The sequence below is a fragment of the Micromonospora sp. NPDC005163 genome, assembly GCF_053599835.1.
Genome location: NZ_JBSFYP010000029.1, coordinates 24,957 through 51,656, shown reverse-complemented (window position 1 = coordinate 51,656; position 26,700 = coordinate 24,957). Strand labels below are relative to the sequence as shown.

Here is a 26,700-nt window from a genome sequence, read left to right as displayed (position 1 = left end):
GGAGTCGTGTGATGCTCTCCACCCGCGACCTGGTCGCCGGCTACGACGAGCGGACCGTGCTCGACGGGCTCGACCTGGACCTGCCGACCGACGCGTTCACCGTGATCGTCGGACCGAACGCGTGCGGCAAGTCCACCCTGCTGCGAACCATGGCCCGGCTGCTCACCCCCCGCCGTGGCACCGTGCTGCTGGACGGCAGCGCCATCCGCGACCTGCCGACCCGGGAGGTGGCCCGCCGGCTCGGCGTGCTGCCGCAGAGCCCGCTGGTGCCCGAGGGCGTCACCGTGGCCGACCTGGTCGGGCGCGGCCGGCAGCCGTACCAGCGGTGGTGGCGGCAGTGGTCACCGGAGGACGGCGCGGCGGTGGACCGGGCGATGGCCCTGGCCGACGTGGCCGGCCTGGCCGACCGGCCGGTCGACAGCCTCTCCGGCGGCCAGCGGCAGCGGGTGTGGATCGCCATGACCCTCGCCCAGGACACCGACGCGCTGCTGCTGGACGAGCCGACCACCTTCCTCGACCTGGCCCACCAGGTGGAGGTGCTGGACCTGCTGCACCGGCTGCGCGTCGAGCGGGGACGCACCGTGGTCGCCGTGCTGCACGACCTGAACCAGGCCGCCCGCTACGCCGACCACCTGGTCGCGATGCGCGCCGGCACGGTGGTGGCCGCCGGGCCGCCCCGGGAGATCCTCACCGCGGACCTGGTCCGTGACGTATTCGGGCTGGCCTGCGTGGTCGTGCCCTGCCCGGTGACCGGGGCACCCCTGGTGGTGCCCGCGCACACCGGCGGCGCCACCACCCGCCCGGTCACCCCCTCCGCCCAACCCGCCGACGACGGGAACATCCCGCTCGCCGGCTCGTACCCTTCGAAAGGACTCTGATGCGTCGTCTCGTCGCCGCCCTCGCCGCGGCCGTCGCCCTCGGCGTCGGCCTCACCGCCTGCGGTGAGAGCGACCCGGTCGCCGGCTCCGCCACCGGGGAGACCCGGGAGATCACCCATGCCATGGGCACCACCAAGGTCCCGGCGGAGCCCAAGCGCGTCGTCGTGCTCGACACCGACAAGATCGACACGGCGCTCTCGCTGGGCGTCACGCCGGTCGGCGCCGCCACCGCCGGTGAGGCCAAGAGCTGGCCGACGTACTTCGGCGCGGACAAGCTCGCCAGCATCAAGGAGGTCGGGGTGCTCACCGAGCCCGACCTGGAGGCGATCAACGCGCTGAAGCCGGACCTCATCCTGGGCAGCAAGTTCCGCCAGGAGAAGTTCTACGACGAGCTGTCCGCCATCGCGCCGACGGTGTTCACCGACAAGGTCGGCATCACCTGGAAGGAGAACTTCCTCCTCGACGGCAAGGCGCTCGGCCACGAGCAGCAGGCCAAGGATCTGCTCGCCGCGTACGAGAAGCGGGCCAAGGACTTCGGCACGACGCTCGGCGACGCCGCCGCCCGCAAGGTGTCGATCGTGCGGTTCCTCCCCGGCAACATCCGGGTGTACGGCCCGGACTCGTTCTCCGGCATCGTCATCGGCGACACCGGCCTGGGCCGGCCCGAGCGGCAGCAGCTCGCCAACAAGGAGGACAAGCGCTTCGACCTGGTCAGCCCCGAGCGGATCAACGAGGTCGACGGTGACGTCATCTTCGTGACCGCCTACGGCGACAAGGCCGCCGCCGAGCAGGCCAAGATGACCGCCGGTACCCTCTGGAAGGGCCTCGGCGCGGTCAAGGCCGGCAAGGCCTACCCGGTCGCCGACGAGGTTTGGATGACCGGCATCGGTGTCGGCGCCGCCAACAAGATCCTCGACGACCTGGCAAAGTACCTCCCCGCCGCCTGACCAACCCCGCGTGCCGCACGCGCTGCGCGCCGCACGCGGCCGTGATCACGCTCGATCCAGGAAGTAGTGGTCTCTCTTGACGGGGAGGCCACTACTTCCGTATTCGAGCACGATCATGGTGCCCAGGGGGAGCGGGACCGCGCCCGCAGCGCGGCCCTGACCTCGGCAAGGAAGCCGTCGAAGTCGTCCCGGAGGCGCTTGGCGGTCACGTGCACGACGATCCAGTCGTCGCCGAGCAGCCGGTTGAGTCGCCGGCGGTCCCGGTGGAACTGCTCGGGGTCGTCGTGCCAGAGCCCGTCGTACTCCACCGCGATCTTGAACTGCGGCCAGGCCAGGTCCAGTCTGGCCACGAACCGGCCCTGATCGGCGACGATCCACTGCGTCTGCGGCCTGGGCAGCCCGGCGAGCACGAGCCGCACCCGGGTGCGGGACTCCTGGGGTGACTCCGCACCCGCGTCGGCCAGGTCAACCGCGCGCAGCAGGGACCGCCAGCCCCGCCGACCGGCCCGGCTCAGCGCGTACTCGCGCAACGTCGGCACGTCGATGAGCCGGTTGGCGAGCAGGGCGTCGATGACGACCACCGCCTCGACCACATCGAGCCAACGGGCGAGGTCCCAGCAGGTTCGCGGCGGGCTGGTCACCCTGACCCCCGCCCGGTCCACCGCGTCGCCACAGTCGATCTCCCCATGATGGATCCGAAGACCGGTGGTTGGCCCGATCCGGGTGTCCCTGGGCACCAACACGTCGACCGGCTCCGTCAGAGTCGGTGTAGCGCAGCCGTACAGGGCCGCTGCGGCGTTGCCGGCGATGGCCGCGCCGGGCGGGATCAGCCAGCGTCCGACTGGGCGCACCTGGTCAGGTGTGTGAATTTGACCTGGGCGTCGGCGTGGACGTCCCGGAAGAGTGGCCGCCACGCGGAGCTGCGTAGGTCGTTGCGGGTCAGCAGGCCCTGCGAGACGGCGACCGAGCCACGGAAGACCCGACCGCGCAACTGGGGCGGCCGGCGAGGAGCTTTCGGCATGGTGTCCAGGCTGACCGATCCCGGTGCCCTACACCGCCCCTGTGGATAACCACGGATCGCGCCTCGGCACCTCCGCTGCCCACTCACCCATGATCTCGCCCGAACAGGGATGTAGTGGCCTCCCGAGGAGAGGAGGCCACTACATCCGGGATCGAGCGTGATCTCGCAGGGCAGCCGCCCCGGCCGGCGAGATGGGTCAGGCGGCGGTGGACCAGATGGCGCGGAAGGCGGCGGCTTCGCCGGCCAGCCAGCGTTCGATCTGGTCGGGCTTGGCGTCGGCGGGCATGTGGTGGGCCTGGCCGCGTCGGACGTCGACCAGGACCGGCTCGGCGTGCGGCAGCACCGCGTCCATGTGCCGGGCCATCAGGTGCAGGGTGGCGAGCACGGACTCCGGACTCGGCGGGGTTTCGTCGAAGTGCAGCCGGACCGCCTCGGCCCGGCCGTCGGCGTGCCGTACGCCGAAGTGGGGGTTGATCTTGACTGGCAGATCGCCGAGCATGGCGAGGGCGTCGCGGGTCTGGGCCAGGTCGACGGCGGGCGGCTCGCCCAGGGAGTGCAGCCAGGCCGTGGCGCCGGGAACCAGCGCCTGGTAGAGCGGGCGCCAGCGTGGCTTGACCACGTCGACCACGCCGGTGAGGTGGGTGCCACCGGTGTGGAAGGCGATGTCGGCCTTGAGGGCCTTGACGAACTGGCCGTGCGGGTTGAAGCCGGAGCGGCTGGCCCGCTGCTTGCGCAGGCCGCCCACGAAGGTTGCCTTGGTGGGGCCGTTGCGGTCGACGTAGCGGGTGAAGCCGAGCAGTGTGGCGTAGGGGGTGAGGGGCGTGGAGGCGGGCGCGGTCACGGGCGTCCTCCCAGGTCAGGATCTCGATTAGTACACACATTCTAATCGACGGGTCTGACATTGCCCAGCGGGAGAACTGGCGAAGCGGGTGGGCCGATTGGTGCCGGTTCGCGGCCACCGGCGGTCAGTCGGCCCGGGACGGTTTCGGGGGCGCGAAGGCGGCGGTCAGGCGGCTGACGCCGAACTCGAAGGCCTCGTCGAGGTCGCCGCCGAGGTTGAAGGCGCCCGCGTACTCCATGCTGACGAAGCCGTTGGCCCAGGCGGTGAACATGCGGGCGGCCTCCAGGGCGTGCTCGGGCCCGGCGAGGGCGGCGGCGACGCGCAGGGCGGGGGCGCTGGCCTGGGTGAGGGCATCGAGGCTGGGCCGGGTCTCCCGGCGGCTGTTGGCGAAGATCAGCTGATAGCCGGCCGGGTGTGCGTGGGCGAACGCGCGGAAGGCGCGGGCCAGCTCGCCGAGGTCCCTGCCCGGGTCGCCGCTGCTGGCAACGGCGCTGAGCTGCTCGCCCATGTCGCGGACGACGGCCTCGGCGACGAGCTGGATCAGGGCGTCGCGGTTGCGGACCCGCTTGTAGAGCGACGGGGCGCGCACACCGACCCGCTCGGCGACCGCCTGCATGGTCAGGCGCGGGAGTCCCTCCGACTCCAGGATGCCGCGTGCGGCTTCGATGATGTCGGCGAGCGACGTCCGGTCGGGGGTCGGCATGCGGGTGCTCCTTCCGGGGCTGGGCGACGGCCGTCACCATGATAGCTATAGCGTTTAGCCATGATAGCTATGTACCGTAGCCATACGAGACGTGACGTCACTTCGGGAGGCACCCATGAAGCTCGGGCCACACCTGCACCGCATCGGCAACGACATCGTCGCCGTCTACCTGATCGAGACCGAGGAGGGTGTGACCGTCGTCGACGCCGGGCTCTCCGGTCACTGGCGGGAGCTGGTGGCGGAGCTGTCCGGCATGGGCCGCTCGCTCGCCGACGTTCGGGGGCTGATCCTCACCCACGGCGACACCGACCACATCGGGTTCGCCGAGCGGCTCCGACGCGATCACGGCGTGCCGGTCTACGTGCACGGTGCGGACGCCGCCCGCGCCCGCGGCGAGGTCAAGCCCAAGGCGTCCTTCGGGAAGGTCAAGGTGGGTGCGACTGCGCGCTTCATCTGGTACGCGAGCCGCAAGGGCGGGATGCGCACGACCCACCTCACCGAGGTGACCGCCGTGGAGGACGGTCAGGTGCTCGACCTGCCCGGTGCCCCTCGCGTGATCGGGATGCCCGGCCACTCGCCGGGCAGCATCGCCGTGCACGTGCCGGTCGCCGACGCGGTGTTCGTCGGGGACGCGCTCACCACCCGGCACGTGCTGACCGGCCTCCAGGGCCCGCAGCCGGCGCCGTTCACCGACGACCCGGCGCTGGCGCTCGCCTCACTCGCCCGCATCGAGGACCTGCCGGCGACGTGGATCCTCCCCGGTCACGGCACCCCGTGGAACGGAGGCGTCCGCGAGGCGGTGCGCCGGATCAGGGCGGTGGCCGAGGCCCGGTGAGCGGAGTCGGGCCGAGGCCGACGCCGGTGGTGTGCCGGAGGCGGGTTCCGCCTCCGGCATCGAGTCAGAGCTGGCCGACGTCGGTGATCCGGATTACGGCGGCGCCGATCTCGTCCGAGGCGGCCAGGTCGACCTCGGCACTGATGCCCCAGTCGTGGTCGCCGTCCGGGTCGTCGAAGATCTGCCGGACGGTCCACCGCTCCCGGCCCTGCTCGATCATGAGCAGCGCCGGTCCGCGTGCGTCCGGCCCGATCCCGATCGAGTCGTACGCCTCGAAGTACGGACCCAGCGCGTCGGCCCACGCGTCGTAGTCCCAGCCGTCGCCGGCGTCCAGTTCGGCGAGCAGGTCCCAGCGGCGCAGCGCGGCCAGCTCGACCCGGCGGAACAGCGTGTTGCGCACCAGCACCCGGAACGCACGCGCGTTGCGGGTCACCGCCGGCGGCCGGTCGGTCAGGGCTGCGTGCGCCTGGGCCACCTCCGCCACGTCGGACGGGTTGCGCAGCCGCTCCCACTCGTCGATGAGGCTTGAGTCGACCTGGCGGACGAGCTCGCCCAGCCACTCGATGAGGTCGATCAGCTCCTCGGTCTTGGCGTCCTCGGGCACCGTCTGCCGCAGCGTCTTGTACGCGTCGGCCAGGTAGCGCAGGACGAGGCCCTCCGAGCGGGTCAGCCCGTAGAACTGCACGTACTCGGTGAAGGTCATCGCCCGCTCGTACATGTCGCGGACCACGGCCTTGGGGGATAGCTGGTGATCGGCGACCCAGGGGTGCCCCTGCCGGTACATCTCGTACGCGGCCTCCAGCAGCTCCGCGAGCGGCTTCGGGTGGGTCACCTCGTCGAGCAGTTCGAGGCGGGCCTCGTACTCGATGCCCTCGGCCTTCATCGCGGCGACCGCCTCGCCGCGCGCCTTGAACTGCTGCGCGGAGAGGATCTGCCGGGGGTCGTCGAGGATCGACTCGACGACCGAGAGGACGTCCAGGGCGTACGACGGTGACTCGGCGTCGAGCAGTTCGATGGTGGCCAGGGCGAGGGGGGAGAGCGGCTGGTTGAGGGCGAAGTCGAGCTGGAGGTCGACGGTGAGGCGGATCCGTCTGCCGGTCTCGTCCGGCTCGGGCAGTTCCTCGACGACCCCGCCGGCGCGTAGCGCCCGGTAGATGGCGATGGCGCGGCGGATGTGCCGGCGCTGCGCGGCGGCGTCCTCGTGGTTGTCGGTGAGCAGGTGCCGCATCGCGGTGAACGCGTCCCCAGGCCGGCCGATGACGTTCAGCAGCATCGAGTGGCTGACCTGGAAGCTGGAGGTCAGCGGCTCCGGCTCGGCGTCGACCAGCCGGTCGAAGGTGGGCTGACCCCAGCCGATCGAGCCCTCCGGCGGCTTCTTGCGGACCACCTTGCGCCGCTTCTTCGGGTCGTCACCGGCCTTGGCGAGGGCCTTCTCGTTGTCGATCACGTGCTCGGGGGCCTGCACCACGACCCGGCCGATGGTGTCGAAGCCGGCGCGGCCGGCCCGCCCGGCGATCTGGTGGAACTCGCGGTTCTTGAGCAGACGGGTACGGACCCCGTCGTACTTGGACAGGCCGGTGAACAGCACGGTGCGGATCGGCACGTTGATGCCGACGCCGAGGGTGTCGGTGCCGCAGATGACCTTGAGCAGGCCGGCCTGCGCGAGGGTCTCGACCAGCCGGCGGTACTTGGGCAGCATGCCGGCGTGGTGGACGCCGATGCCGTGCCGGACCAGCCGGGACAGGGTCTTGCCGAAGCCGGACGTGAACCGGAACCCGCCGATCGCCTCGGCGATCATGTCCTTCTCGGCGCGGGTGCAGACGTTGACGCTCATCAGCGCCTGGGCGCGTTCCAGCGCGGCGGCCTGGGTGAAGTGCACCACGTACACCGGGGCCTGCTTGGTCTCCAGCAGCTCCTCGAGCGTCTCGTGCAGCGGCGTCATGGCGTACGAGAAGATCAGCGGGACGGGCCGCTCGGCCGAGCGGACGACGGCGGTCGGCCGCCCGGTGCGCCGGGTCAGGTCGTCGACGAACCGGGTGGTGTCCCCCAGGGTGGCGGACATCAGGATGAACTGGGCCTGCGGCAGCTCGATGATCGGCACCTGCCAGGCCCAGCCCCGGTCGGGCTCAGCGTAGAAGTGGAACTCATCCATGATCACCTGGCCGACGTCGGCCTTCGAGCCCTCGCGCAGCGCCAGATTGGCCAGGATCTCCGCCGTGCAGCAGATGATCGGGGCGTCGGCGTTGACGCTGGCGTCGCCGGTCAGCATGCCGACGTTCTCGGCGCCGAACACCTCGCAGAGGGCGAAGAACTTCTCCGACACCAGCGCCTTGATCGGCGCGGTGTAGAAGGTGGTCCGGCTGTCCGCGAGGGCCGCGAAGTGCGCGGCGACCGCCACCAGGCTCTTACCCGAGCCGGTGGGCGTATTCATGATCAGGTTGGCGCCGGAGACGATCTCGATGACCGCCTCCTCCTGATGGGGGTAGAGGTCGAGGCCGAGATCCTTCGCCCAACCGGCGAACGCGTCGAAGAGGGTGTCGGGGTCGGCGCTTGTCGGCAGCGCGGCGGTGAGCGTCATATCCCGTCCATGGTGCCTGGATCATGCCCCCCGGTGCCAACCGGGTCGCCGCGACACCCTTACCGGCGGCGGTAGATCAGGTCGGCGACCGGCCGGCCGGCGGTGTGCGCCCGTCGCTCGAACTTCGTCACCGGGCGGTGCGCCGGACGCGGCGCGAACCCGCCGTACGCGTCCACCAGCCCCGGATCCGCGTCCAGGGTCTGCCGCATCGCCTCGGCGTACTCGGCCCAGTCGGTCGCGCAGTGCAGCGGGCCGCCCGGGGTCAGGCGGGAGCGCAGCAGCGCCACGTGTGCCGGCTGGATGATCCGCCGCTTGTGGTGGCGGGCCTTCGGCCACGGGTCCGGGAAGAAGACGTGCACGGCGTCCAGGACGCCCTCGGGCAGGCCACGGACCAGGTCCAACGCGTCGCCCCGAGCCACCCGCACGTTGCCCAGGCCGGCGCTGTCCACCAGGTCGAGCAGGTTCGCGATTCCCGGCGTGTGCACCTCCACCGCCAGATAATCTCGGTCCGGGTCAGCGGCGGCCATCGCGGCGGTGCTGTCGCCCATGCCGGAGCCGATCTCCAGCACCACCGGCGCCCGGCGGCCGAACAGGCCGACGAGGTCGACGGGCTCGTCCGACACGTCCAGGCCGTAGCGGGGCCACAGCCGGTCCAGCGCATCGGTCTGCCGGCCGCTCATCCGGCCCCGTCGGGGGTGGAAGGTGCGGATCGCCCGGCTCGTGGGCGGGGCGGCGGGGTCATGGTCGGTGGCGGTCACAGCGACCCGAGCGTACGCGACCCGGTCGGCGGATCGGATGTGATGTGCGACCGGGAATGAGAGGATCCAACTGGTACGGCAGGCCGGCTGGTCCGCTTCCCGGCACGGCCGCACGGCGTCGAGAGGGGGCATCGTGACAGTGACCCGCGGCGGCGTGACCCTGTCGGTGGTGACCATGCTCGCCGGCCTCCTGCTGGCCACCGCTCCCGCACACGCCGCCGCCCGCGCACCCGACACCACGCCCGTTCGCGTGCCCACGGCCGCTCTCGTGCTCGCCGCGCCCGCGCTCGGCGCGCCGCAGCCCGGCCCGCCCGGTGGCGCACCCCAGCCCAGCCCGGTGGTGGATGTCTTCGTCGAGGTGAGCCCGAGCACGGTGCAGCCCGGCTACCTGGTCGGCATCCGGGCCAGTTGCCGGGACAACTCGGTGGGGGCCACGGTGGTCTCCGATGCCTTCGGCGCGGTCGGTGTGCAGCCGCAGCGCGGGGTGCTCACCGCCGCGCCGATGGTGCGCGAGCGCACCCGCCCCGGCAACTACCGGGTCAAGCTGGAGTGCCGCGACGGCGAGACCGCCTCGACGATGCTCCAGGTGGTCAAGAAGATCCAGCCCAGTCGGGGTCCGGCCACCGGCTTCGGCGGCGCCGCCGGTGGCATGACCGGCAATCTGCTGCTGCCCGGTGGCGCGGCGTTGACCATCGCCGGGTTGATCCTCGCCGTGGTGGCCCTGCGCCGGCCGCGCGTCTCCCGCCGCTGAGGCCGCCATGGAGATCTTCCGCCCCTCGCAGCCGCCCGCCGACCGTCCGTCGGTGGCCGGCCGCCCGCCGACCGCCGTCGCGCCCCGGCGCAGCCGTCCGCCCGGCCGTCCGCCCGGCCGCAGCCCCTGGACGGTGCCGGTGGCCGTGGTGCTGGTGCTGGCCGGCGTCTTCGCCACAGGGGCGGGGCTGGGCCGCTCGGTCGGCCCGCTCGACTGGGCGCCGGCCGGCGGTGACCGGCCGGCCCGCAGCGAGACGGTCGGACTGTCGGCCAGCCGCCCGGTGCGCCTCTCGGTGCCGGCGATCAAGGTCGCCGCGCCGGTGGCGCCGGTCGGGCAGGCGCGGGACGGCTCGATCGCCGTACCCCCGCTGGAGCGGCACAACGAGACCGGCTGGTACGACCGGGGACCCACGCCCGGCGAGCCCGGCCCGGCGGTGATCGTGGGACACGTGGACACCAAGAGCGGGCCGTCGGTCTTCTACGACCTGGGCAAGCTGCATCCCGGCGACCTCATCGAGGTGGCCCGGGCGGACAGGTCGGTGGTGGTGTTCAAGATCGACACGGTCGAGCATTTTCCGAAGGACCAACTGCCCGCCGAGCGGATCTACGGCCACGACGGCCCACCGGGGCTGCGGCTGATCACCTGCGGTGGCCAGTTCATCGGCGGCCGCACCGGCTACGCCGACAATGTCATCGCCTTCGCCACCCTCCAGTCCTCCCGCAAGCCCTGACATCGCCTGCCTCCGGCCTTGCTCAACACGGTCTCAGTGATGTGGGGGTGTCCCGCTGGCCCGGACACCCCTGCATCGCGGATCCCGAGTGGATCAAACGATCTCCGGAATGACCGACTAGGGCTGGGGGACGTGCAGGGCCACCTCGAACTCCAGCAGGCTGGCGCCGGTGGAGACCGGTGGGCGGGGCTTGTCGCCCGGCGCGGCGGCGTGGGCGGCGCGGGACGGACCCGCGGCCCATGCCTGGTACGCCTCTTCGCTCTCCCACTTCGTGTAGACGAAGTAGCGGGTCTCGCCGGCCACCGGCCGGAGCAGCTCGAAGCCGAGGAAGCCGGGGGAGTTCTCCACCGCGCCGGCTCGCGCGGCGAACCGCTTCTCCAACTCCGCGCCGGCACCCGGTGGGACGTCGATCGCGTTGATCTTCACAACTGCCATCCACTCACCCTAACCAGGCTCAGAACGTCTCGACGACGGGTACCAGATCGGCGTCGACCACGATCGGGGCGTGATCGGAGGGGCCCTTGCCCTTGCGGGCCTCCCGGTCCACGTACGCCGAGCGGACCGCCCGCGTGAACGGCGCGGAGGCGTACACCAGGTCGATCCGCATGCCCTTGTTCTGGTGGAACATCCCGGCGCGGTAGTCCCAGTAGGTGAACGGGTGTGGCCCCTTCATGGGGGTCGGCACCACGTCGCTCAGCCCCAGATCGCGCAGCGCGGCGAGAGCCGCCCGCTCGGCCGGCGTGACGTGCGTGGAGTGGGTGAAGACGGCCGGGTCCCAGACGTCGGCGTCGGTCGGGGCGACGTTGAAGTCGCCGCAGACGGCCAGAGGCAGCCCGCCGGCCAGTTCCGCGTCCAGCGCGTCACGCAGCGCCGCGAACCAGGCCAGCTTGTACGCGTAGTGCGGGTCGTCCGGCGTACGGCCGTTGGGCACGTACACCGACCAGACCCGCACCCCGTCGCAGGTGGCGGAGATGGCCCGGGCCTCCGGCTCGGGGAAGCCGGGCTCGCCGGCGAACCCGACCCGGACGTCGTCCAGCCCCACCCGGGACAGGATGGCGACCCCGTTCCAACGGCCGTCGCTGTGGCTGGCCACGGTGTAGCCCAACTCGCCCACCTCGGCCACCGGAAAGGCGCCGTCCGGGCACTTGGTCTCCTGCAGGCAGACCACGTCCGGCCCGGTGCCGGCCAGCCACTCCAGCAGCCGGGGCAGCCGGGCCTTCACCGAGTTCACGTTCCAGGTTGCCAGGCGCATGTCTCCAGCCTGCCGCATCCGCCCCCGCGACGCCGGGTCAGCTGCCCGGGGTGTCGCCGGGACGGGTCTGTTCGGCCAGGAACCGTTCCAGCTCCGCGCCGAGTTCGTCGGCGGTGGGCAGCGGGCCGGCGTCCGGCGCGAGCAGGCTCTTCTCACCGCGGCCCCGGGCGAACGCGTCGTACTGCTCCTCCAGGGCCTGGACCAGGGCGGCGGCGTCCTCGGTCTGAGCGACCTGCCGGTCGATCTCCACCCGGACCACCTCGGCGGCCGAGCGCAGCCCGTCGCCGGGCAGCAGCAGCCCGGTGCTGCGGGACACCGAGGTGAGCAGCACCTCGGCGGCGGCCGGGTACTCGGTCTGCGCCACGTAGTGCGGCACGTGGGCGGCGAAGCCGAGCGCGTCACGGCCCTGCTCGCCGAGGCGGAACTCCAGCAGGTGACCGACGCTGCCGGGCACCTGGACCCGTTGCAGCCAGGGCTCGTACCCGGCGATCAGCTCGGGCCGGGTGGCGTGCGCGGTCACCCCGGTCGGCCGGGTGTGCGGCACCGCCATCGGGATCGAGTTGAGCCCGACGGTGAGTCGGACGTCCAGGCGGGCGGTGAGCCCGGCGACCGCGGCCACGAACCGCTCCCACTGCAGGTCCGGCTCCGGGCCGGTGAGCAGCAGGAACGGGGTCTCGTCGTCGTCGTGCAGCAGGTGCAGCTCGAGCTCGGGCGCGTCGACGCTCTCCCAGTGGTCCTCGACGAAGGTCATCACGGGGCGCCGCGAGCGGTAGTCGAAGAGCTGGTCCACGTCGAAGGTGGCGATCGGCCGGCTCTCCAGCGAGGTGAGCAGCTGCTCGCGGGCCAGCCGGCTGGCGTTGCCGGCGTCCACGAACCCGGTGAGGGCCTGGATCATGACCGGTTGCCCGAGGTCGGGCAGATCGTCGGTGAGCTGGTAGAGCTCGTGTGGGTCGAGCACCGGTGCGGACCTCCCTGGAATGTGCCTACGGGATGCCGACGCGACGGACGGCACCCGGTTCGGGCAACGTACCCGCCATCCTGGTGCATTCCTGCTCGGGGCGATCCGTCGCCCGGTGGATGGGCGCGACCGGACTAATCACCCGATTACGCCGCCAGGTCGGCCCTGCCGCCCGATCGGCCGAGGGTGGTTCAGCCCAAAGGCCGAGTTTGTCGATCATGTCGGTGCCCGGGGTCGGATGTCCGTCCGTGTCGCGTGCCGTCCCGGCTGCGTGCGACGCCGGCTTCATCCGGTACGCGAGGTCCATTCCCCGGGCGGGTCGACGCGCCCCGGTCGTCCACCGGGCGGGCCCGGATCTGTGGCGAGCGCCACGTGATCACCGTGCGTGATCGGGGTTTCCGCCTGCCTAGCCTCGGTTGATGCGTGACGACGGCACCCTCGACGACCCGTACGCCCCGAGCAGGCCCACTGCCGATATGGAGGATGGCACCTCAGCCGAACGGACAACCGCCGCGAGCCGGATCCGGGCGTACGCCCGGGACCTGACGGATCGACGCCGGGCACAGGTGGCGCTCGCCACCGGCGTGGTCTGCTGCCTCGGCCTGGCCGCCGTCGCGCAGGTCCGCGACGAGAGCGCTGGCGCGGTGCGCTCCGATTCGCTCGCCGGAAGCTCGGAGCTGGTGCAGCGTGCCGAGCAGCAGCATGCCTCCCGTGGTCTCGACCGGGCCGCCGTCCCGGCCACGCCCACCGCCACCCCGTCCGCCGCCGACCCGGACACCACCCGGTCGGCGCGCAAGGCCGCCCCGGCGCGGCCGACCGACCCGGCCCCCGTCGCCGGGCTGGATGAGGACCAGATGGAGAACGCCGAGGCGATCGTCCGCACCGGCCGCAAGATGGGCGTGCCCCGCCGCGGCCTGGTGATCGCGGTGGCCACGGCCATGCAGGAGAGCAACCTGTACAACGTGGCCAGCGGCGTGCTGCCCGAGTCGCAGGACTATCCGCACCAGGGCGTCGGTTGGGACCACGATTCCGTCGGACTGTTCCAGCAGCGCTCCAGCAGCGGCTGGGGCCCGGTGAGCCGGCTGATGGACCCCGAGTTCGCCACCAGCCAGTTCCTCAGCGCGCTGGAGCAGGTGCCCGGCTGGCAGCAGATGCGGCTCACCGATGCCGCCCAGGCGGTGCAGGTCTCCGCGTATCCCGAGCACTACCAGCAGCACGAGTGGCGGGCCAACCGGGTCGTCGACGCGATCGTGCCGGCCGGGCGGTAACCTACCGGCCACTATGGACGGTTGGGGTTGAGCCTGTCGGGTCCCGGGTACATCCGTTGCGGGTTCGGGGTACACATGACAGCGGGATCACCGACAGGAGGACGTCATGTCACTGATGCAGCGGATCAGCATGTTCCTGAGATCACCCAAGGGGCAGCAGTTGGTCGACCGGGGTCGGCGCGAGCTGGCCAAGCCCAGCAACCAGCAGAAGCTCAAGGGGTTGGCGGCCCGGCTGTCCAACCGCCGCCGCTGACCGTTCCACCGGCCGTACCGACCCCTGGGGAGACCCGGTGACAGACACCCCACCCGTCGGCGGCCAGCCCGCCGCGCCCACCCCCCAACCGTCCGCCAACCTGCCGATGGACGCCCCCGAGGGGCCGCCTGCCCGGCTCTGGGACCGGATGCGCGCGGATCCGCAGTACGCCCCGGAGCACCTCGCCCTGGAGGCGGTGCGCCGGCTCGGGCCGGAGGCCGTCCAGTGGGCAGCCCGGGCCCGGGCTGATCAGGCTGGCGTCTCCGCCGACGTCCTTGCGGACCAGGCGGCCCGCAAGTTCCTCAATCTGGCCCGCCTCTCCGGGGCCGTCTCCGGCGCGGCCGGGCTGCCCGGCGCCGTGCTCGACGTGGGTGTGCTGGCCTGGACCCAGGCGCGGATGGTGCTGCACATCGCCGCCGCGTACGACGTCGACCCGTTGCACACCGACCGGGCCACAGACCTGCTGGTGCTCCAGCGGGTGCACAAGGTCGCCGAGAGTGCCCGACTGGCGCTCGGGGTGGCCGCCGGCCGGGAACGCGCCGACGCGCTCTTCGGCCTGGGCGGCCAGCGTCCACTCGGCCACGTCATGCTGCGACTCGGCGTGCGGCTGGCCCAGATGGCCGGCGTCCGGGCGGCCAAGCGGATGGTGGCCAAGATCGTGCCCGGCGCGGCGATCGTGCTCGGCACCTGGGCCAACTCGTCGGCCACCAGGGATCTCGCGGAGCGATCCCGTGCGCTCTACCGCCCGCGCGGTGCGAGCTTGCCGGAGCCCCGCCGCCCCTGACCCACCGCTCGCGGGCGCGTCCGGCCAGTCAGTCGGCCAGGCCCGAGGCGCGCCAGGTGACCTCGGCGAGCCGTCCCTGCCCGCCGGCGTTGGGGTGGAACCAGTCCAGCGGGTTCAGCAGGTCCAGGGTGAACCGGACCTTGTGCACCGCGCCGCCGTCGTGCCGGCAGCGCGACCCGTACGCCCGGCAGGCGGCCACCAGTTGGGCGTTGTAGGCGTCGATCCGCTCGCGGACGGCGGCCCGGCGGGCGCGGTCCGCGGGTGCCGTCGAGGTCGCGTCGGCCAGCAGAGCGGGGCAGACACCCCGCCGCCAGGCGCGCACCGCGCGCGGGTCGCCGTGCCCGACCTCCCAGAGCCGGTACAGGTCGGGAGTGCTCACCACCAGCACCCGGGCCTTCGGTCGGCCGGTCCGCAGCACCCGCAGGCCCCGGTCGACGTCGGCCCGGAACTGCGCCACCGGTGTCATCGCGTCGATCCCACCCCGGCAGACGTCGTTGGTCCCGATCAACACGGCGACGTAGTCGGCGCGGTCGCGTACCGCAGCCTTCGCCTGGCCCTCCAGCGCGTCGGCGCGGGCCCCCGGCCGGGCGTGGTTGTACGTCCGGTCGCGGATCGCGGAGTCCTGGTCGAGCAGCCGCCGGTAGAGGCTGCGTACCCGCAGGCCGTCCCCGGTCGACCAGGAGTTGCACTCGCAGGAGGTGAGCACCAGGCAGGAGGCGAAGCCGGTGCTGATCGAGTCGCCGAGCGCGGCGATGCCACCGGGGCCACCGGGCTTCGGGGTGTCGTTGGTGGGGCGGGGGCTCGCCGAGGTGCCGCCCTCGCACGCCAGCGCGACCAGCGCCGCGAGACAGGCCAGCGCGGTGACCCAGCGTCGAGGCATGACATCCCCCGTCTTCACAGCACAGAGCGACAGAGCGGTAACTCTATGCGTAGGAAGCGGTTCATCGGGAAGTTGCTGTCGGGTATGCGGTAGAGCGGCGGCGCGACCGCCTGCGGCGTGCTAGGTGCATGCCGCCGGGGGCCGCCTTGCGGGACGGTTGGATGATCGCCACCCCGGCGTTGCGGGCCATGGGAAGAACGCCAGCCGGTTAACACAGGCGATCTGGGGTAGGTCGGGAGGTATGACGAGATCGCAGCCCCGGCGCGCCCGTGGCACGGTCGGCCACGCGTACAGCGCGCTGAACCTCCGGCTCACCCTCGCCGGCTTCGGACTGGTGATCATGGTGCTCTTCGCGGTGCTGGCGTTCTGGGCCGACCTCGCCTGGCTCGGCGTGCTCTGCGCGATCTTCGCCGTGGTCGCCGTGGTCGACCTGGTCGTGATCCAGCGCCGCCGCGCCGCCCGCCGCCGCGAGCAGCCGGGCGTCCGGCACTCACTGTTCGAGTGACAGGAGGACGAGATGCCCATCGCCACCACCAACCCGGCCACCGGACAGGTGCTCAAGACCTACGAAGCGATGTCCACCGAGCAGCTCGACGCCGCCATCGAACGCACCGACCTCGCGTACCAGCAGCTGCGCGAGACCACCGTCGACCAGCGTGCACGGTGGATGCACGCCGCGGCCGACCTGCTGGAGGCCGACCGGGACGAGATCGCCCGGATCATGACGACCGAGATGGGCAAGACGTACGTCGCGGCACAGGCCGAGGTGACCAAGTGCGCCTCGGCCTGCCGGTTCTACGCCGACCGGGCGCCCTCGTTCCTCGCCGACGAGCCGGCCGACGCCAAGGCGGTGACGGCGACCCGGGCGTTCATCCGCTACCAACCGATCGGCCCGGTGCTCGCCGTGATGCCGTGGAACTTCCCGCTCTGGCAGGTGATGCGCTTCGCCGCGCCGGCGCTGATGGCCGGCAACACCGGCCTGCTCAAGCACGCCTCGAACGTGCCGCAGACCGCGCTGCTGCTGGAGGACGTGTTCCGTCGGGCCGGCTTCCCGGAGGGCGCGTTCACCACCGTGCTCGTCGGCTCGGAGGCCGTCGACCGGATCCTCAGCGACCCCCGGGTACGCGCCGCCACGCTCACCGGTAGCGAGCGCGCCGGCCGGTCAATCGCCCAGGTCGCCGGCCGGGAGCTGAAGAAGACCGTGCTCGAACTCGGTGGCAGCGACCCGTTCGTGGTGATGCCCTCGGCCGACGTGGACCGGGCCGCCGAGGTGGCCACCACCGCCCGCTGCCAGAACAACGGCCAGTCCTGCATCGCGGCGAAGCGGTTCATCGTGCACACCGACGTCTTCGACGCCTTCGCCGAGAAGTTCGCCGCGAACATGGCCGCCTTGCGGGTCGGCGACCCCATGGACCAGGACACCGACGTGGGGCCGTTGGCCAGCCAGAGCGGTCGCGACGAGGTCCACGCTCAGGTACGCGACGCGGTGGACAACGGCGCGACCGTGCTCTGCGGCGGCGAGTTGCCGGCCGGTGACGGCTGGTTCTATCCGCCGACTGTGGTCACCGACCTCACTCCGGAGATGCGGATGTGGCGCGAGGAGGTCTTCGGCCCGGTCGCCGGCCTGTACCGGGTGTCGTCGTACGAGGAGGCGATCGAGGTGGCCAACGGCACCTCCTTCGGGCTCGGCTCGAACGCGTGGACCCGGGACGAGGCCGAGCAGGAACGCTTCGCCACCGACCTGGACGCCGGCAACGTCTTCATCAACGGCATGACCACCTCCTTCCCGGAGCTGCCGTTCGGTGGCGTGAAGAACTCGGGCTACGGCCGAGAGCTGTCCGCGCTGGGCATGCGGGAGTTCTGCAACACCAAGACGGTCTGGGTGGGACAGGGCGCGGCCTCGGCCGGCGCCGGCGCGCACGCCGAGTAGCCCGCGGTTCCTTGCAGGCATCAGCGGGGGCGGTCGCGGGTAGGAAGTGCCGGCATGACGCTGTTCGGATTTCACGCCTCGCACGAGCAGATCGGTCCGCGTGCCCTGTTGGAGGCGGTGCTGCACGCCGAACGGGCCGGCTTCGACGCCGCCATGTGCTCCGACCACTTCTCCCCGTGGAGCGCCCGGCAGGGCGAATCCGGCTTCGCCTGGTCCTGGCTGGGGGCCGCGTTGCAGGCCACCGGCATGTCGTTCGGTGTGGTCAACGCCCCCGGCCAGCGCTACCACCCGGCGATCATCGCGCAGGCGATCGGCACCCTCGGCGCGATGTACCCGGGTCGGTTCTGGGCCGCGCTGGGCACCGGTGAGGCCAGCAACGAGCACATCACCGGCGACCCGTGGCCGCGCAAGGACGTACGCGCGGCCCGGCTGCGCGAGTGCGTCGACGTGATCCGGGCGCTGCTGGCCGGCGAGGAGGTCAGCCACGACGGCCTGGTCCGGGTGGACCGGGCCCGGCTGTGGACCCGGCCCGAGCAGCCGCCCGCACTGGTCGGCGCCGCGGTCAGCGTGGCCACCGCCCGCTGGTGCGCCAAGTGGGCGGACGGTCTGATCACCGTGAACGCGCCGGTGGCGCACCTGCGCGAGATGATCGACGCGTACCGGGACGCCGGCGGGCGCGGCCCACTGCACCTGCAGGTGCACGTCAGCTGGGCGCCGGAGCAGGCGCAGTCCGAGGCGCTCGCGTACGACCAGTGGCGCAGCAACGTCTTCGCCCCGCCGGTCTGCTGGGACCTGGAGACCGTCGAGCACTTCGACGTGGTCTCGGCCGACCTGCCACCGCAACGGGTCGCGGAGGTCGTGAACGTCTCGGCCGACCTGGGCCGGCACGTGGGCTGGCTGGAGGAGTACGCGGAACTCGGGTTCGACCAGATCGCCCTGCACCACGTCGGGCAGGAGCAGCGCGGGTTCATCGACGCGTTCGGCGCCGAGGTGCTGCCGAAGTTGCGCCCGGCCGGCTGACCAGGGGTCCACTACCTGGGACCCCTAGGCTTCTGTCCCATGGAAAGCCTGTTTCCGGTCGTCGTGTTCCTGGCGATCGCCACCCTGGGCGCGGCGCTGGCCCGCCGGCTCGGCCTGCTCGCGCCGATCCTGCTGGTCGTACTCGGTCTGGCGCTCTCCTTCGTGCCGGGCCTTCCGCAGGTGCACCTTGACCCGGAGCTGGTGCTGGTCGGAATCCTGCCGCCGCTGCTCTACGTGGCAGCGCTGGAGACCTCGGTGCCGGCGTTCAAGAACAACATCCGGCCGATCCTGCTGCTCGCCGTCGGCCTGGTGCTGTTCACCGCGTTCGTGGTCGGCCTCGTGCTGCACCTGCTGCTGCCGCAGCTGCCGTTCGCGATCTGCCTGGCCCTCGGCGCGGTGGTCGCGCCCCCGGACGCGGTGGCCGCCACCGCGGTCGCCCGACGGGTCGGGCTGCCCCGCCGGGTGGTCACCATCCTGGAGGGGGAGAGCCTGATCAACGACGCGACGGCGCTGGTGCTGCTGCGGGTCGCGACGCTGGCGACCGCCGGTTCGGCGGTCGGCACCGCCGACGTCGCCATCGAGGTGCTGCGGTCCGCCGGCGGCGGCATCCTGATCGGTCTGCTCGGCGCGCTGGTCTTCGGCTTCCTGCACCGGCGTATCCACGACCCGCTGCTGGACAACGCGTTGTCGTTGATCATTCCATTCGCCGTGGTGTTCGGCGCCGAGGAGGTGCACGCCTCCGGCGTCGTCGCGGTGGTGGTCACCGGGCTGGTGCTCGGCCACAAGCTGCCCCGGTTGCTCTCGGCCGCCTCCCGGCTGCAGGTCGGCGCGTTCTGGCGGCTGGCCCGCTTCCTGCTGGAGGGGCTGGTCTTCCTGCTGGTCGGGCTCCAATTGCCGGACGTGCTGCGGGACCTCGACGAGCCGTTCGGCTCGCTCACCGCGATCACCCTCGCCGTGCTCGCCACGGTCTTTCTCACCCGGTTCGTCTGGCTCTTCCCGGCCACCTACCTGGCCCGGTTGGTGCCCCGGATCCGTCGCCGGGATCCGGCCCCGCCGCCGAAGTTCCCCATCATCATCGGCTGGGCCGGGATGCGCGGTGTGGTGACCCTGGCCGCCGCGCTGGCCCTGCCGCTGACCCTGGCCGACGACGAGCCCTACCCCCGGGCGTTGTTCATCTGGCTGGCCTTCGCGGTGATCGTGGTCACCCTGGTCGGCCAGGGAGCCACGCTGCCGGTCGTCGCCCGCCGGCTGAAGCTGCCGCAGGACGACCCGGTGCAGGACGCGCTGTCGGCCGCCGGGGTGCAGCAGCAGGCCAGCCGGGCAGCCCAGGACCGCCTCGACGAGTTGGCCGACGACGCGCCACCGGCGGTGGTGGACCGGCTGCGCCGGGCGCTGGACGACCGCACGAACATGGCCTGGGAACGGCTCGGTGGCTCCGAGCGGGAAACCCCCTCGCAGGCGTACGGTCGGCTGCGACAGGAGATGATCGACGCCGAGCGGGACGTCTTCCGGGCTGCCCGGGACGCCGGTCAGATACCTGAGGAGGTGCTGGTGCAGGCCTATCGTGACCTGGACCTGGAAGAGTCGTTGCTGCGGGAGGTCGAGAAATGAGCTGTCAGCACCTGACCGAGGCCGGAGCCGCCGAGGCGCGTACCGCCGACGAGTGCGCGGACTGCGTCGCCATCGGCGACACCTACTGGGTGCACCTGCGCACCTGCCTGAGCTGCGGGCAGGTCGGCTGCTGCGACTCGTCGCCGAACCAGCACGCGAGCAAGCACTTCGCGTCCACCGGTCACCCGGTGATCCGTTCGGCGCAGCCCGGCGAGGCCTGGCGCTGGTGCTACGTCGACGAGGAGATCGGCTGACCGGGCTCGCGGCGACGTGCCTCCACCCGAACGTCAGTCACGGGGTAGCGCACGCCGAGTGAGCGCAGGGCTGGCCAGGCCCACCACGGCGAAGAGCCCTCCGACGGCCAGCCAACCGGGCACGCCACCGTCGAGCACCACCAGCGTCAGCAGAGCCGGGGCGACGGCGCGGGCCAGACCGGCGAACATCCCGTCCGCCCCCTGGTAGGCGCCGATCGCGTCCGGCGGCGCCAGATCGTAGGTCAGTCCCGCCCCGGCGGCGCCGTGCCACAGGTCGCCGACGGTGTAGACGACGGTGGCGACCAGCAGGAGCGCGACCGCCGGCGCGGTGGGGAGGCCGGCGGTGGCGGCGTACAGCAGCATCGCCGTGGCCAGCACCAGGCCGGCTCGGCGCATTTTCCGGGCGGCCGGCGCGGCGGTGTCCGCGCCCCGACTGAGCCGCACCGCCAGCAGTACGGTGAGCACGGTGTTGGTCAGCAGCACCGCCGACACGATGGGCGGGGGCGCCCCGAGCAGGTTCACCGCCCAGAGCGGCACCACCAGCGTGAGCACCGTCTGATGGAGGGCGAGCACCGCCGACGCGCCGCTCACCGCGAGGAAGCGGCCGTCACGCAGCGGCCGCCCCCGGCGAAGGGCGGCGGCCGTCGACGGACGCGTGGGTGGTGCGAGGGCCGGCAGCCGCATCAGCAGGGCCGCCGACACCAGATAGGTGGTCGCGTTGCCGGCCACCAGGATCTGGTACGCCAGATGCGTGTCGGCGGCCAGCGCGAACCCGGCCAGCCCCGCCCCGACCGCGATGCCCAGGTTCGCCACCGCCCGCAGCGTGGCGAAGGCGTGCACCCGTCCCTGCGGGCCGGCGACGGCGGCCACCAGCGCGGCACGAACCGCCAGGTTGCCGGAGACCAGCAGCGCGTCCAGAGTCGCCACCAGCAGAAAGACTGGAAACGAGCCCACCAGCAGGTACGCGACGGCGACGGCGGCCTGCGCCAGTTGAAGGACCGCACGGAGGGTCCGTGGGTCGCGGCGGTCGGCCAGCCCGCCGAGCGGCACACTGGCGGTCAGCCCGACCAGGCCGGCCAGGGTGAGCCCGAGCCCCACCTGTGTCGGGGTCAGCCCGACGACGCGGGTGAGGTAGAGCGCCACACCGGTCAGCCAGAGCCCGGCACCGACCGTGTTGGCGAGGGTGGCCAGCGACAGGGTGCGCAGGTGGCCGGGTGGCGGCAACGGCGACAATGACCGCCATCGGCCACGAATCCCCGCCTGGGTACACACACAACGACCCTATGGCCGACGTATACGCATCGACGTCCCTCGTGGTGCGGTGCCCGTCACAGACCGACTCCGGCGCGTTCGTCGAATTCTGCGGTGGACAGGTCGACGTGGGACCAGTGCGGGCGGGCGCCCGGCATCGAGCCGGCGGGAGCCCGGGTGCCGCAGTCATGCCTGGTGTATGGAGTGTCTTCACGTGCGCCGGTGGTATTGGTTGCGGCGGGGGAGGCGGTCGGGATCGAGCCAGGCTGGTGGGACGAATTCCGGGTGGCCGTCGCCGCTCTGTCGGACGGTCCAGTCGTCGTGGTGGATGTGTCGGTGGTGGTGTGCGCAGAGCAGCACGGCGTTCGTCAGGCTTGTGTCGCCGCCGTCGGCCCAGTGTCGGATGTGGTGGGCGTCGCACCAGCGGGGTGGGCGGTCGCAGCCGGGGAAGGCGCAGCCGCGGTCTCGCAGGACCAGGGCGCGTCGGAGGGGCCCGGTGATGAGGCGGCGTTGTCGGCCGACGTCGAGGACCTGGCCGGTGCTGCCTAGAACGGCGGGCAGAATGGTGGCGTCGCAGGCGACACGGCGCACGGTTTCCGGGGTGAGTTCGAGGCCGGTGTCGAGAGTGCCGCCGTTGAGCTGACGGACGAGGCCGTCGAAACTGGTGGTGACGACGAGATGTGCGGGCTCGCCGCCATGTTCGGGTAACTGCCCGGAGCGCAGGGCGAGTCGGCAGAGGTCGGCGAGCGCGTCGTGGCGGCGTTGCCCGGGTGATCTCGGATCGTCCACACCCGACGGCGCCGTCAACGGCTCGATCGCGGCGCGCAGCAGGCCGGCCGCCTCGGCGTCCAGGGTGCCGCTCAGCCGCAGGCAGCCATCCCGCAGCCCGGACAAAGTGACATGACGGTCTCGACAGGCCCGGCGGGCATCGGCCTCAATCGTCGCCCGAGCCGCGGCTTCGGCGACCTCCGGCGCGACGTGATCGAGGACCCGGGTGCCCAGCTTGCGCAGCAGGGTCGGCTCGAACTGCCTGGCCCACTCAATCAACACCGCAACCGCCTTCTCGGCCACGTCGGCGCCGGCGGTCGTCTGCACGGTGCTGACCGTGTCGCCGATGACACGGGCCTGCCCCACATTGATATCGCCGCTGGCCAGAGCGGCCCGCACCTCGGGCACCCCCGGTGTCCAGAGCTGCAGCGAGGTCAACCAGCCGACGAGCGGCGGGGACGGTGAGCCGGAGCCGGTCACGCAACCACACCGACGTCGACGACGCGCCCTGCGTCGCGGCCGTGCCACGGCCGTCCAACTCTCGTACCGCGGTGAACTTCACCGCTGCCAGACGCTGTTCGAGGCGGTGTGCGGCATCGAGCGCCGCGATGAGGTCGTGCTCCGGCAGGGCCCACGTCGCCACGTCGACGCACACGGCGACTGCCGCCTCAGCCTGCGCCAACTCCTCAACCACGTCCAAATATTAGAACAGCCGTACGACAACTTCTGGTGCTCGGTGTCGGTGGAATTCGTCGGCATTCTGAGCGTGCTGAGTGCCTGCGGTCGGGGTCGTTGTGCGGTCGATTCAGCGCTCGACGCAGTCGACGAGGCGTTCGGTGGCGAGGCAGGAAACGAGGCAGCGCTCCTTGGCGTCGCCGCTCAGCCGGGCGGTCCAATCGGTGAAGCCGCCGTCGCCGACCTCCAGGCTGCCGCCCAGGACGGTGATCCGCAGTGCGCAACCCGTGTAGTAACCCCGGCCGCGCTCCCGCTCCGACTCGTCCACGAGCAGCACCGCGTTCTCACCAAGTGCCGGTCGGACGGTGTCGGCCAGTCGCTCGCCGATGATCCGGTCGTCGAAGACCGTGACATGCAGCTGTGGTGTTGCCGCTGGTGCCAGTTCGGCGAGGACGGTCCGCCAGTAGGTGAGGTGCCGGATCAGCAGCCGGGCCTCGGTGCCGCCCGAGCCAGCGTCCCGGGCACTGGACACCAGGGCGAAGAGTCGGAAGTGCGCCGACGCGCCGGTGCCGAAGTCCTGCGCCCGCAGCACCCGGTGGGCGGCGGCAAGGTGCACTTCGCTCTGCCGACGGCGACGCACAGCCGCCTCGATCGCGAGCGCGTTGGTGGGATCGCTCAGCACCTCGCTGGCACGCATCGTGGTGACGATCCTGTTCTGGCTGACCGGTGCGACCGTCGCGCAGGTGCCCACCGGTACGACCGGCGACAGCTCCACTCCAGAGACGTCGGCCGGTAGGAGTCGCCACATCCGCGCTTCGACCTGAGCGAGCGCGCGGGGGTCGGCGCCGGCCGGGCGGACGAAACGGTCCTCGCGCCAGCGGCGAACCAGATCGGGCGGGCGCATGGTGGCTGCGCGGTCGCGGGCCACGGTCAGCAGCAGGGTGCGTAGGTCCGCGCTGGGTAGGCCGGCGAGTGCGGCCCGTGTCCCCGCCGGCATCGCCGCCCACACCCGACGCTCCGCGCCGGCCAGTTCGCCGCCATCCATGGCCCTCACCATGGTCTACGGGGCCAGCCCGGTCCACCTGGTTTGTGAACGGCTGGCGGCCGCCCTTGCGGGAGGCCACCAGCCGTTCCGGTCAGGTCAGGGAGCAGGCAGCGCCGTTGACCGTGACCAGGCCCGGGTTGGGGTTGGCGCCGCCGGTGGTCGTCGCGTTGAAGCCGAACGTCACCGTGCCGCCGGGCCCGATCCGGGCGTTGTACGACTCGTTGCGGGCGGTCACCGTCGCCCCGGCCTGGGTGACCTTCGCCAGCCACGCCTCGCGCACCCGCTGGTCGCCGGTGAACGCGAACCGCATGGTCCAGCCGTTGACGGTGGTGGCGCCGGTATTGCGTACGGTCAGTTGTGCGGTGAACCCGCTGCCGCCGTGCCAGGCGCCGTAGTTGGTGTAGCGGATCGCGCAGGTGGTGGCCGGCACCGCGCCGGCGTCACCCTGGTCGGCCAGGAACGAGGCGATCCAGGCCAGCGCCGAGTTCCAGTTGATCGCCACCTCGTTGGTCGCGTACGAGTTGATGTCGTCGACATAGCAGAACATCGGCTTGCAGCCGGCGAGCAGTTGCGCCGCGAACGGGTCCTGGAGGGCAGCGTTCGCGCCACCGGCGAGGGAGCCGGCGGGCGGACGCGGCAGGTTCGGGTCGAGCTGGTGGCCGAAGATCCGGCTGTGCTGGTTCTCCGCCGCGTGCTCGCCCCACCCGGTGACGTACGAGATGTTCAGCGCGTTGCGCCCGAGCAGGTAGTCCATCGCCTGCACGGCGCCGTCCCGGTAGGTGGCGTCGCGGGTCAGGTCGAAGGCGGTGACCAGCACGACGGCGTTGTTGATGATGTTGCTGTTGGCGCCCCAGAAGTAGCTGCTCTCGTCCCCGGGCATCGGCAGCCCGTACGCCTGCCGGCGCAGCTCGGCGAGGTACGCGTCGGCGGCGCCGGTGACCGAGGCGCGGATCCGGGTCAGCTCGGCGGCGGGCAGCCCGTTCGGCACGGTGGCCAGGTCGAGGCGGCCGAGCGCGGCGGTGCCCTGCCAGCCGAATCCCTGTGGGGCGAACACGTCCCCGCTGTGGTGCGGCGAGGCGGTCAGGTCGGTCAAATAGGCCTGCCCACCGGTGGTCAGGTACAGCTCGACCGCGGCCCAGTAGAACTCATCGGTGACGTTGGTGTCGTCGTACGCGCCGCCGCCGGTGCTGTCGCTGGGGCTGGCGTACACCGCCGGGTGTGCCTTGGCGGCGGCGTAGGCGGTCGTCGCGGTAGTGCCGCAGCGGGCCGCGAACGCCGCGTCGTAGGGGGCGTAGAGCCGTGCGCACTGGGCGGCGGTGGCGGCCAGGTTGAGGGTGGCCGCGGTGGACGGCGGGTGCAGCTCGCGGGGCTGCGGGTCGTCGTGCGGGGCGAGCGGCAGGCCGGTCCAGTTCCGGTCGTGGATCTTGTGGTGGGCCATCCCGGCGAGCGGCTTGCCCGCCGGCACCTGCATGCGCAGCAGGAACTCCAGCTCCCAGCGGGCCTCGTCGAGGATGTCCGGCACGCCGTTGTCGTGCTCGGGCACCCGCAGCGTGCCGTCGGCGAGACCGACGCCGCCGGCCGCGGTGACCGCCGTCCTGGTCCGCTCGAAGGTGCTCAGCAGCTGGTAGGTGGCGATGCCGCCGTTGACCACGTACTTGCCGTGGTCGCCCGCGTCGTACCATCCGCCGCGCACGTCGAGGGAGTAGTCGCAGACGCCCGGCTGGCAGGGCACGGTGGTGTCGCCCTGGTTGGGCGCGACGCCGAGGTGGCCAGCGGGCCGGGTGTACTCGTCGCCGATCAGGTGGCCGTCGATGGCGATGCCGCTGCGTTGGGCGTAGAAGAACTGGAGCGAGTCGGCGCGCAGCCGGTCGTAGAGGGTGCCGGAGATGTCGAACGGGTGGCTGGTGTCACCGTCCACGGTGAGCGTCAGACCGCTGCCGGGTGTGCGGTAGCCGGAGAAGTCGGCCGTGTGCACGTTCTGCCCGGAGGCGGCGTCCACGCCGCGCGCGGTGGTGGTGCCGCTGGCCAGGACCGTGCCGGCGGCCGAGCGCAGCTGCCAGGGGAGCGGCTCGGTGGCCTCGGTGACCACGGTGGCGTTCTTCGGCCCGCCGGGCAGGTAGCCGACCTGGTTGACCCGTACCCGCGGCCCGGTGTCCGGCTCGTACGGCTCGGGCGGCTCACCGCCGCGCAGTGAGACGTCGTCCAGGCAGACGGTCTGCGTCTCGGCGGCGCCACCGACCTGGAAGATCAGCTGGGCGCCCGGGTTGTCGTCCGGGACGGTGAAGGTCTGCTCGACCCGCTGGGCGGTGCCCGTGGCGGTGGCGTCCACGGCGGCGTACGTGGTGTACGGGGCGCTGCCGAGCTGGAGGACGGCCTTGACCGCGGCGCCGGGGGTGGCGGACACGGTGAAGCCGAGGGTGTATTCGGCGCCGGCGATCAGCGGTACGCCGTCCTGGCCGATGCCGGCGTCCCACGGGTTGGCCAGTCCGCCGGGAACGGTGGTGCAGAGCCGGCCGTCGGTCACCGCGAGCGCGCCGGTGCCGTAGGAGAACCAGGGGCTCACGCCGGCGCTGAAGTCGCCGTTGTCGATCTGTTCGGGGGCGTCCGGCGGCGGGTCGGCGTGGGCCGCGCCGGCGCCCGCGCCGGTGAGGGCCAGGGTGGTCGCCGCGGCCAGTAGGAGGCGGCGTCGGGATGGCGTCACGGGGAGTC

26 protein-coding genes and 1 pseudogene are annotated in these 26,700 nt (G+C 72.2%); 13 read left to right on the top strand and 14 right to left on the bottom strand.

Features of this window, described 5'->3' with window-relative positions; all coding sequences use genetic code 11:
• Positions 1 to 11: 11 nt before the first annotated feature.
• The gene (locus tag ACWD6N_RS20745) at positions 12 to 878 is read left to right on the top strand and encodes an ABC transporter ATP-binding protein (RefSeq protein WP_354964062.1); all 867 of its coding nucleotides are present in this window, start codon (positions 12 to 14) and stop codon (positions 876 to 878) included.
• On the top strand, positions 878 to 1,825 hold the full coding sequence (locus tag ACWD6N_RS20740; RefSeq protein ID WP_354964063.1) for an ABC transporter substrate-binding protein: 948 nt from the start codon (positions 878 to 880) through the stop codon (positions 1,823 to 1,825). The genes ACWD6N_RS20745 and ACWD6N_RS20740 overlap by 1 nt, the downstream gene beginning before the upstream one ends.
• 113 nt (positions 1,826 to 1,938) lie before the next feature.
• Here the strand turns inward: ACWD6N_RS20740 and ACWD6N_RS20735 are convergent, their stop codons facing one another.
• The 4 genes from ACWD6N_RS20735 to ACWD6N_RS20720 all read right to left on the bottom strand — a co-directional run bounded on the left by ACWD6N_RS20735 (position 1,939) and on the right by ACWD6N_RS20720 (position 4,390).
• Entirely contained in the window at positions 1,939 to 2,676 is a 738-nt protein-coding gene (locus tag ACWD6N_RS20735) for a hypothetical protein (RefSeq protein WP_354964064.1), read from the bottom strand.
• Positions 2,652 to 2,846, bottom strand: a complete 195-nt coding sequence (locus ACWD6N_RS20730; RefSeq protein WP_354964065.1) for a hypothetical protein — start codon at positions 2,844 to 2,846, stop codon at positions 2,652 to 2,654. Before ACWD6N_RS20730 ends, ACWD6N_RS20735 begins: the two co-directional genes overlap by 25 nt.
• 196 nt (positions 2,847 to 3,042) lie before the next feature.
• On the bottom strand, positions 3,043 to 3,687 hold the full coding sequence (locus ACWD6N_RS20725; RefSeq protein ID WP_354964066.1) for a hypothetical protein: 645 nt from the start codon (positions 3,685 to 3,687) through the stop codon (positions 3,043 to 3,045).
• Between the two features lie 124 nt (positions 3,688 to 3,811).
• On the bottom strand, positions 3,812 to 4,390 hold the full coding sequence (locus tag ACWD6N_RS20720; protein ID WP_354964067.1) for a TetR/AcrR family transcriptional regulator: 579 nt from the start codon (positions 4,388 to 4,390) through the stop codon (positions 3,812 to 3,814).
• A gap of 115 nt (positions 4,391 to 4,505) precedes the next feature.
• Between ACWD6N_RS20720 and ACWD6N_RS20715 the strand changes: the two genes are divergently transcribed.
• Positions 4,506 to 5,225, top strand: coding sequence for an MBL fold metallo-hydrolase (locus tag ACWD6N_RS20715; protein ID WP_354964068.1), 720 nt, complete (start codon positions 4,506 to 4,508; stop codon positions 5,223 to 5,225).
• 64 nt (positions 5,226 to 5,289) lie between these two features.
• Here ACWD6N_RS20715 and ACWD6N_RS20710 read toward each other — a convergent pair whose 3' ends face one another.
• Positions 5,290 to 7,803, bottom strand: coding sequence for a DEAD/DEAH box helicase (locus ACWD6N_RS20710; RefSeq protein ID WP_354964069.1), 2,514 nt, complete (start codon positions 7,801 to 7,803; stop codon positions 5,290 to 5,292).
• A 59-nt stretch (positions 7,804 to 7,862) separates the two neighbouring features.
• A complete protein-coding gene (gene trmB / locus ACWD6N_RS20705; protein WP_354964070.1) occupies positions 7,863 to 8,561 on the bottom strand; it encodes a tRNA (guanosine(46)-N7)-methyltransferase TrmB in 699 nt (232 codons plus the stop codon).
• A gap of 130 nt (positions 8,562 to 8,691) precedes the next feature.
• On the opposite strand from trmB, the gene ACWD6N_RS20700 reads away from it, so the two are divergent.
• Positions 8,692 to 9,312 (top strand): hypothetical protein, encoded by a 621-nt coding sequence (locus ACWD6N_RS20700; protein ID WP_354964329.1) that lies wholly within the window; start codon positions 8,692 to 8,694, stop codon positions 9,310 to 9,312.
• Between the two features lie 7 nt (positions 9,313 to 9,319).
• On the top strand, positions 9,320 to 10,042 hold the full coding sequence (locus tag ACWD6N_RS20695; RefSeq protein ID WP_354964071.1) for a class F sortase: 723 nt from the start codon (positions 9,320 to 9,322) through the stop codon (positions 10,040 to 10,042).
• 117 nt (positions 10,043 to 10,159) lie between these two features.
• Here the strand turns inward: ACWD6N_RS20695 and ACWD6N_RS20690 are convergent, their stop codons facing one another.
• The 3 genes from ACWD6N_RS20690 to ACWD6N_RS20680 are packed head-to-tail and all read right to left on the bottom strand — an operon-like array spanning position 10,160 to position 12,252.
• Positions 10,160 to 10,477, bottom strand: coding sequence for an antibiotic biosynthesis monooxygenase family protein (locus ACWD6N_RS20690; RefSeq protein ID WP_354964072.1), 318 nt, complete (start codon positions 10,475 to 10,477; stop codon positions 10,160 to 10,162).
• A gap of 19 nt (positions 10,478 to 10,496) precedes the next feature.
• Positions 10,497 to 11,294, bottom strand: coding sequence for an exodeoxyribonuclease III (locus ACWD6N_RS20685; RefSeq protein WP_354964073.1), 798 nt, complete (start codon positions 11,292 to 11,294; stop codon positions 10,497 to 10,499).
• 37 nt (positions 11,295 to 11,331) lie between these two features.
• Positions 11,332 to 12,252: a proteasome assembly chaperone family protein gene (locus ACWD6N_RS20680; protein WP_354964074.1), complete on the bottom strand. Its 921-nt coding sequence runs from the start codon at positions 12,250 to 12,252 to the stop codon at positions 11,332 to 11,334.
• Between the two features lie 419 nt (positions 12,253 to 12,671).
• Between ACWD6N_RS20680 and ACWD6N_RS20675 the strand changes: the two genes are divergently transcribed.
• From ACWD6N_RS20675 to ACWD6N_RS20665, 3 genes are all read left to right on the top strand, one after another.
• Positions 12,672 to 13,520 carry a peptidase M23 gene (locus ACWD6N_RS20675; protein WP_354964075.1) on the top strand — a complete coding sequence of 283 codons (849 nt, stop codon included), beginning with the start codon at positions 12,672 to 12,674 and terminating at the stop codon, positions 13,518 to 13,520.
• 106 nt (positions 13,521 to 13,626) lie between these two features.
• The gene (locus ACWD6N_RS20670; protein ID WP_354964076.1) at positions 13,627 to 13,773 is read left to right on the top strand and encodes a hypothetical protein; all 147 of its coding nucleotides are present in this window, start codon (positions 13,627 to 13,629) and stop codon (positions 13,771 to 13,773) included.
• 37 nt (positions 13,774 to 13,810) lie between these two features.
• Positions 13,811 to 14,557: an EcsC family protein gene (locus ACWD6N_RS20665; RefSeq protein ID WP_354964077.1), complete on the top strand. Its 747-nt coding sequence runs from the start codon at positions 13,811 to 13,813 to the stop codon at positions 14,555 to 14,557.
• A gap of 28 nt (positions 14,558 to 14,585) precedes the next feature.
• On the opposite strand, the gene ACWD6N_RS20660 is transcribed toward ACWD6N_RS20665, so the two are convergent.
• Complete coding sequence (locus tag ACWD6N_RS20660) at positions 14,586 to 15,437, bottom strand: GDSL-type esterase/lipase family protein (protein WP_450005067.1); 852 nt, start codon at positions 15,435 to 15,437, stop codon at positions 14,586 to 14,588.
• Between the two features lie 241 nt (positions 15,438 to 15,678).
• Here ACWD6N_RS20660 and ACWD6N_RS20655 point away from each other — a divergent pair, with 241 nt between their 5' ends.
• The 5 genes from ACWD6N_RS20655 to ACWD6N_RS20635 are packed head-to-tail and all read left to right on the top strand — an operon-like array spanning position 15,679 to position 20,252.
• Positions 15,679 to 15,942, top strand: a complete 264-nt coding sequence (locus tag ACWD6N_RS20655) for a DUF6343 family protein (protein WP_089016751.1) — start codon at positions 15,679 to 15,681, stop codon at positions 15,940 to 15,942.
• Between the two features lie 12 nt (positions 15,943 to 15,954).
• Positions 15,955 to 17,367 carry an NADP-dependent succinic semialdehyde dehydrogenase gene (locus tag ACWD6N_RS20650; RefSeq protein WP_354964079.1) on the top strand — a complete coding sequence of 471 codons (1,413 nt, stop codon included), beginning with the start codon at positions 15,955 to 15,957 and terminating at the stop codon, positions 17,365 to 17,367.
• A 54-nt stretch (positions 17,368 to 17,421) separates the two neighbouring features.
• Positions 17,422 to 18,387: a TIGR03885 family FMN-dependent LLM class oxidoreductase gene (locus tag ACWD6N_RS20645; RefSeq protein WP_354964080.1), complete on the top strand. Its 966-nt coding sequence runs from the start codon at positions 17,422 to 17,424 to the stop codon at positions 18,385 to 18,387.
• 39 nt (positions 18,388 to 18,426) lie between these two features.
• A complete protein-coding gene (locus ACWD6N_RS20640; protein ID WP_387325847.1) occupies positions 18,427 to 19,998 on the top strand; it encodes a Na+/H+ antiporter in 1,572 nt (523 codons plus the stop codon).
• Positions 19,995 to 20,252 carry a UBP-type zinc finger domain-containing protein gene (locus tag ACWD6N_RS20635; RefSeq protein ID WP_354964082.1) on the top strand — a complete coding sequence of 86 codons (258 nt, stop codon included), beginning with the start codon at positions 19,995 to 19,997 and terminating at the stop codon, positions 20,250 to 20,252. The genes ACWD6N_RS20640 and ACWD6N_RS20635 overlap by 4 nt, the downstream gene beginning before the upstream one ends.
• A 33-nt stretch (positions 20,253 to 20,285) precedes the next feature.
• Here ACWD6N_RS20635 and ACWD6N_RS20630 read toward each other — a convergent pair whose 3' ends face one another.
• The 4 genes and pseudogenes from ACWD6N_RS20630 to ACWD6N_RS20615 all read right to left on the bottom strand — a co-directional run bounded on the left by ACWD6N_RS20630 (position 20,286) and on the right by ACWD6N_RS20615 (position 26,692).
• Complete coding sequence (locus ACWD6N_RS20630; RefSeq protein ID WP_387325844.1) at positions 20,286 to 21,524, bottom strand: MFS transporter; 1,239 nt, start codon at positions 21,522 to 21,524, stop codon at positions 20,286 to 20,288.
• Between the two features lie 189 nt (positions 21,525 to 21,713).
• Positions 21,714 to 22,965, bottom strand: a pseudogene (locus ACWD6N_RS20625) (DUF222 domain-containing protein).
• Between the two features lie 111 nt (positions 22,966 to 23,076).
• Positions 23,077 to 23,991, bottom strand: coding sequence for a hypothetical protein (locus tag ACWD6N_RS20620; protein WP_354964084.1), 915 nt, complete (start codon positions 23,989 to 23,991; stop codon positions 23,077 to 23,079).
• 91 nt (positions 23,992 to 24,082) lie between these two features.
• Positions 24,083 to 26,692: a glycoside hydrolase family 9 protein gene (locus tag ACWD6N_RS20615; protein WP_387325841.1), complete on the bottom strand. Its 2,610-nt coding sequence runs from the start codon at positions 26,690 to 26,692 to the stop codon at positions 24,083 to 24,085.
• Positions 26,693 to 26,700 lie beyond the last annotated feature (8 nt).

What these genes read in the sequence shown, in the direction of transcription:
- ACWD6N_RS20655 (WP_089016751.1), top strand. Translation starts at nt 15,679, where the DNA reads ATGACGAGATCGCAGCCCCGGCGCGCCCGTGGCACGGTCGGCCACGCG.
- ACWD6N_RS20740 (WP_354964063.1), top strand. Translation starts at nt 878, where the DNA reads ATGCGTCGTCTCGTCGCCGCCCTCGCCGCGGCCGTCGCCCTCGGCGTC.
- ACWD6N_RS20645 (WP_354964080.1), top strand. Translation starts at nt 17,422, where the DNA reads ATGACGCTGTTCGGATTTCACGCCTCGCACGAGCAGATCGGTCCGCGT.
- ACWD6N_RS20660 (WP_450005067.1), bottom strand. Translation starts at nt 15,437, where the DNA reads ATGCCTCGACGCTGGGTCACCGCGCTGGCCTGTCTCGCGGCGCTGGTC.
- ACWD6N_RS20695 (WP_354964071.1), top strand. Translation starts at nt 9,320, where the DNA reads ATGGAGATCTTCCGCCCCTCGCAGCCGCCCGCCGACCGTCCGTCGGTG.
- ACWD6N_RS20720 (WP_354964067.1), bottom strand. Translation starts at nt 4,390, where the DNA reads ATGCCGACCCCCGACCGGACGTCGCTCGCCGACATCATCGAAGCCGCA.
- ACWD6N_RS20650 (WP_354964079.1), top strand. Translation starts at nt 15,955, where the DNA reads ATGCCCATCGCCACCACCAACCCGGCCACCGGACAGGTGCTCAAGACC.
- ACWD6N_RS20635 (WP_354964082.1), top strand. Translation starts at nt 19,995, where the DNA reads ATGAGCTGTCAGCACCTGACCGAGGCCGGAGCCGCCGAGGCGCGTACC.
- ACWD6N_RS20730 (WP_354964065.1), bottom strand. Translation starts at nt 2,846, where the DNA reads ATGCCGAAAGCTCCTCGCCGGCCGCCCCAGTTGCGCGGTCGGGTCTTC.
- ACWD6N_RS20640 (WP_387325847.1), top strand. Translation starts at nt 18,427, where the DNA reads ATGGAAAGCCTGTTTCCGGTCGTCGTGTTCCTGGCGATCGCCACCCTG.
- ACWD6N_RS20745 (WP_354964062.1), top strand. Translation starts at nt 12, where the DNA reads ATGCTCTCCACCCGCGACCTGGTCGCCGGCTACGACGAGCGGACCGTG.
- ACWD6N_RS20675 (WP_354964075.1), top strand. Translation starts at nt 12,672, where the DNA reads ATGCGTGACGACGGCACCCTCGACGACCCGTACGCCCCGAGCAGGCCC.
- ACWD6N_RS20715 (WP_354964068.1), top strand. Translation starts at nt 4,506, where the DNA reads ATGAAGCTCGGGCCACACCTGCACCGCATCGGCAACGACATCGTCGCC.
- ACWD6N_RS20685 (WP_354964073.1), bottom strand. Translation starts at nt 11,294, where the DNA reads ATGCGCCTGGCAACCTGGAACGTGAACTCGGTGAAGGCCCGGCTGCCC.
- ACWD6N_RS20690 (WP_354964072.1), bottom strand. Translation starts at nt 10,477, where the DNA reads ATGGCAGTTGTGAAGATCAACGCGATCGACGTCCCACCGGGTGCCGGC.
- ACWD6N_RS20710 (WP_354964069.1), bottom strand. Translation starts at nt 7,803, where the DNA reads ATGACGCTCACCGCCGCGCTGCCGACAAGCGCCGACCCCGACACCCTC.
- ACWD6N_RS20620 (WP_354964084.1), bottom strand. Translation starts at nt 23,991, where the DNA reads ATGGATGGCGGCGAACTGGCCGGCGCGGAGCGTCGGGTGTGGGCGGCG.
- ACWD6N_RS20670 (WP_354964076.1), top strand. Translation starts at nt 13,627, where the DNA reads ATGTCACTGATGCAGCGGATCAGCATGTTCCTGAGATCACCCAAGGGG.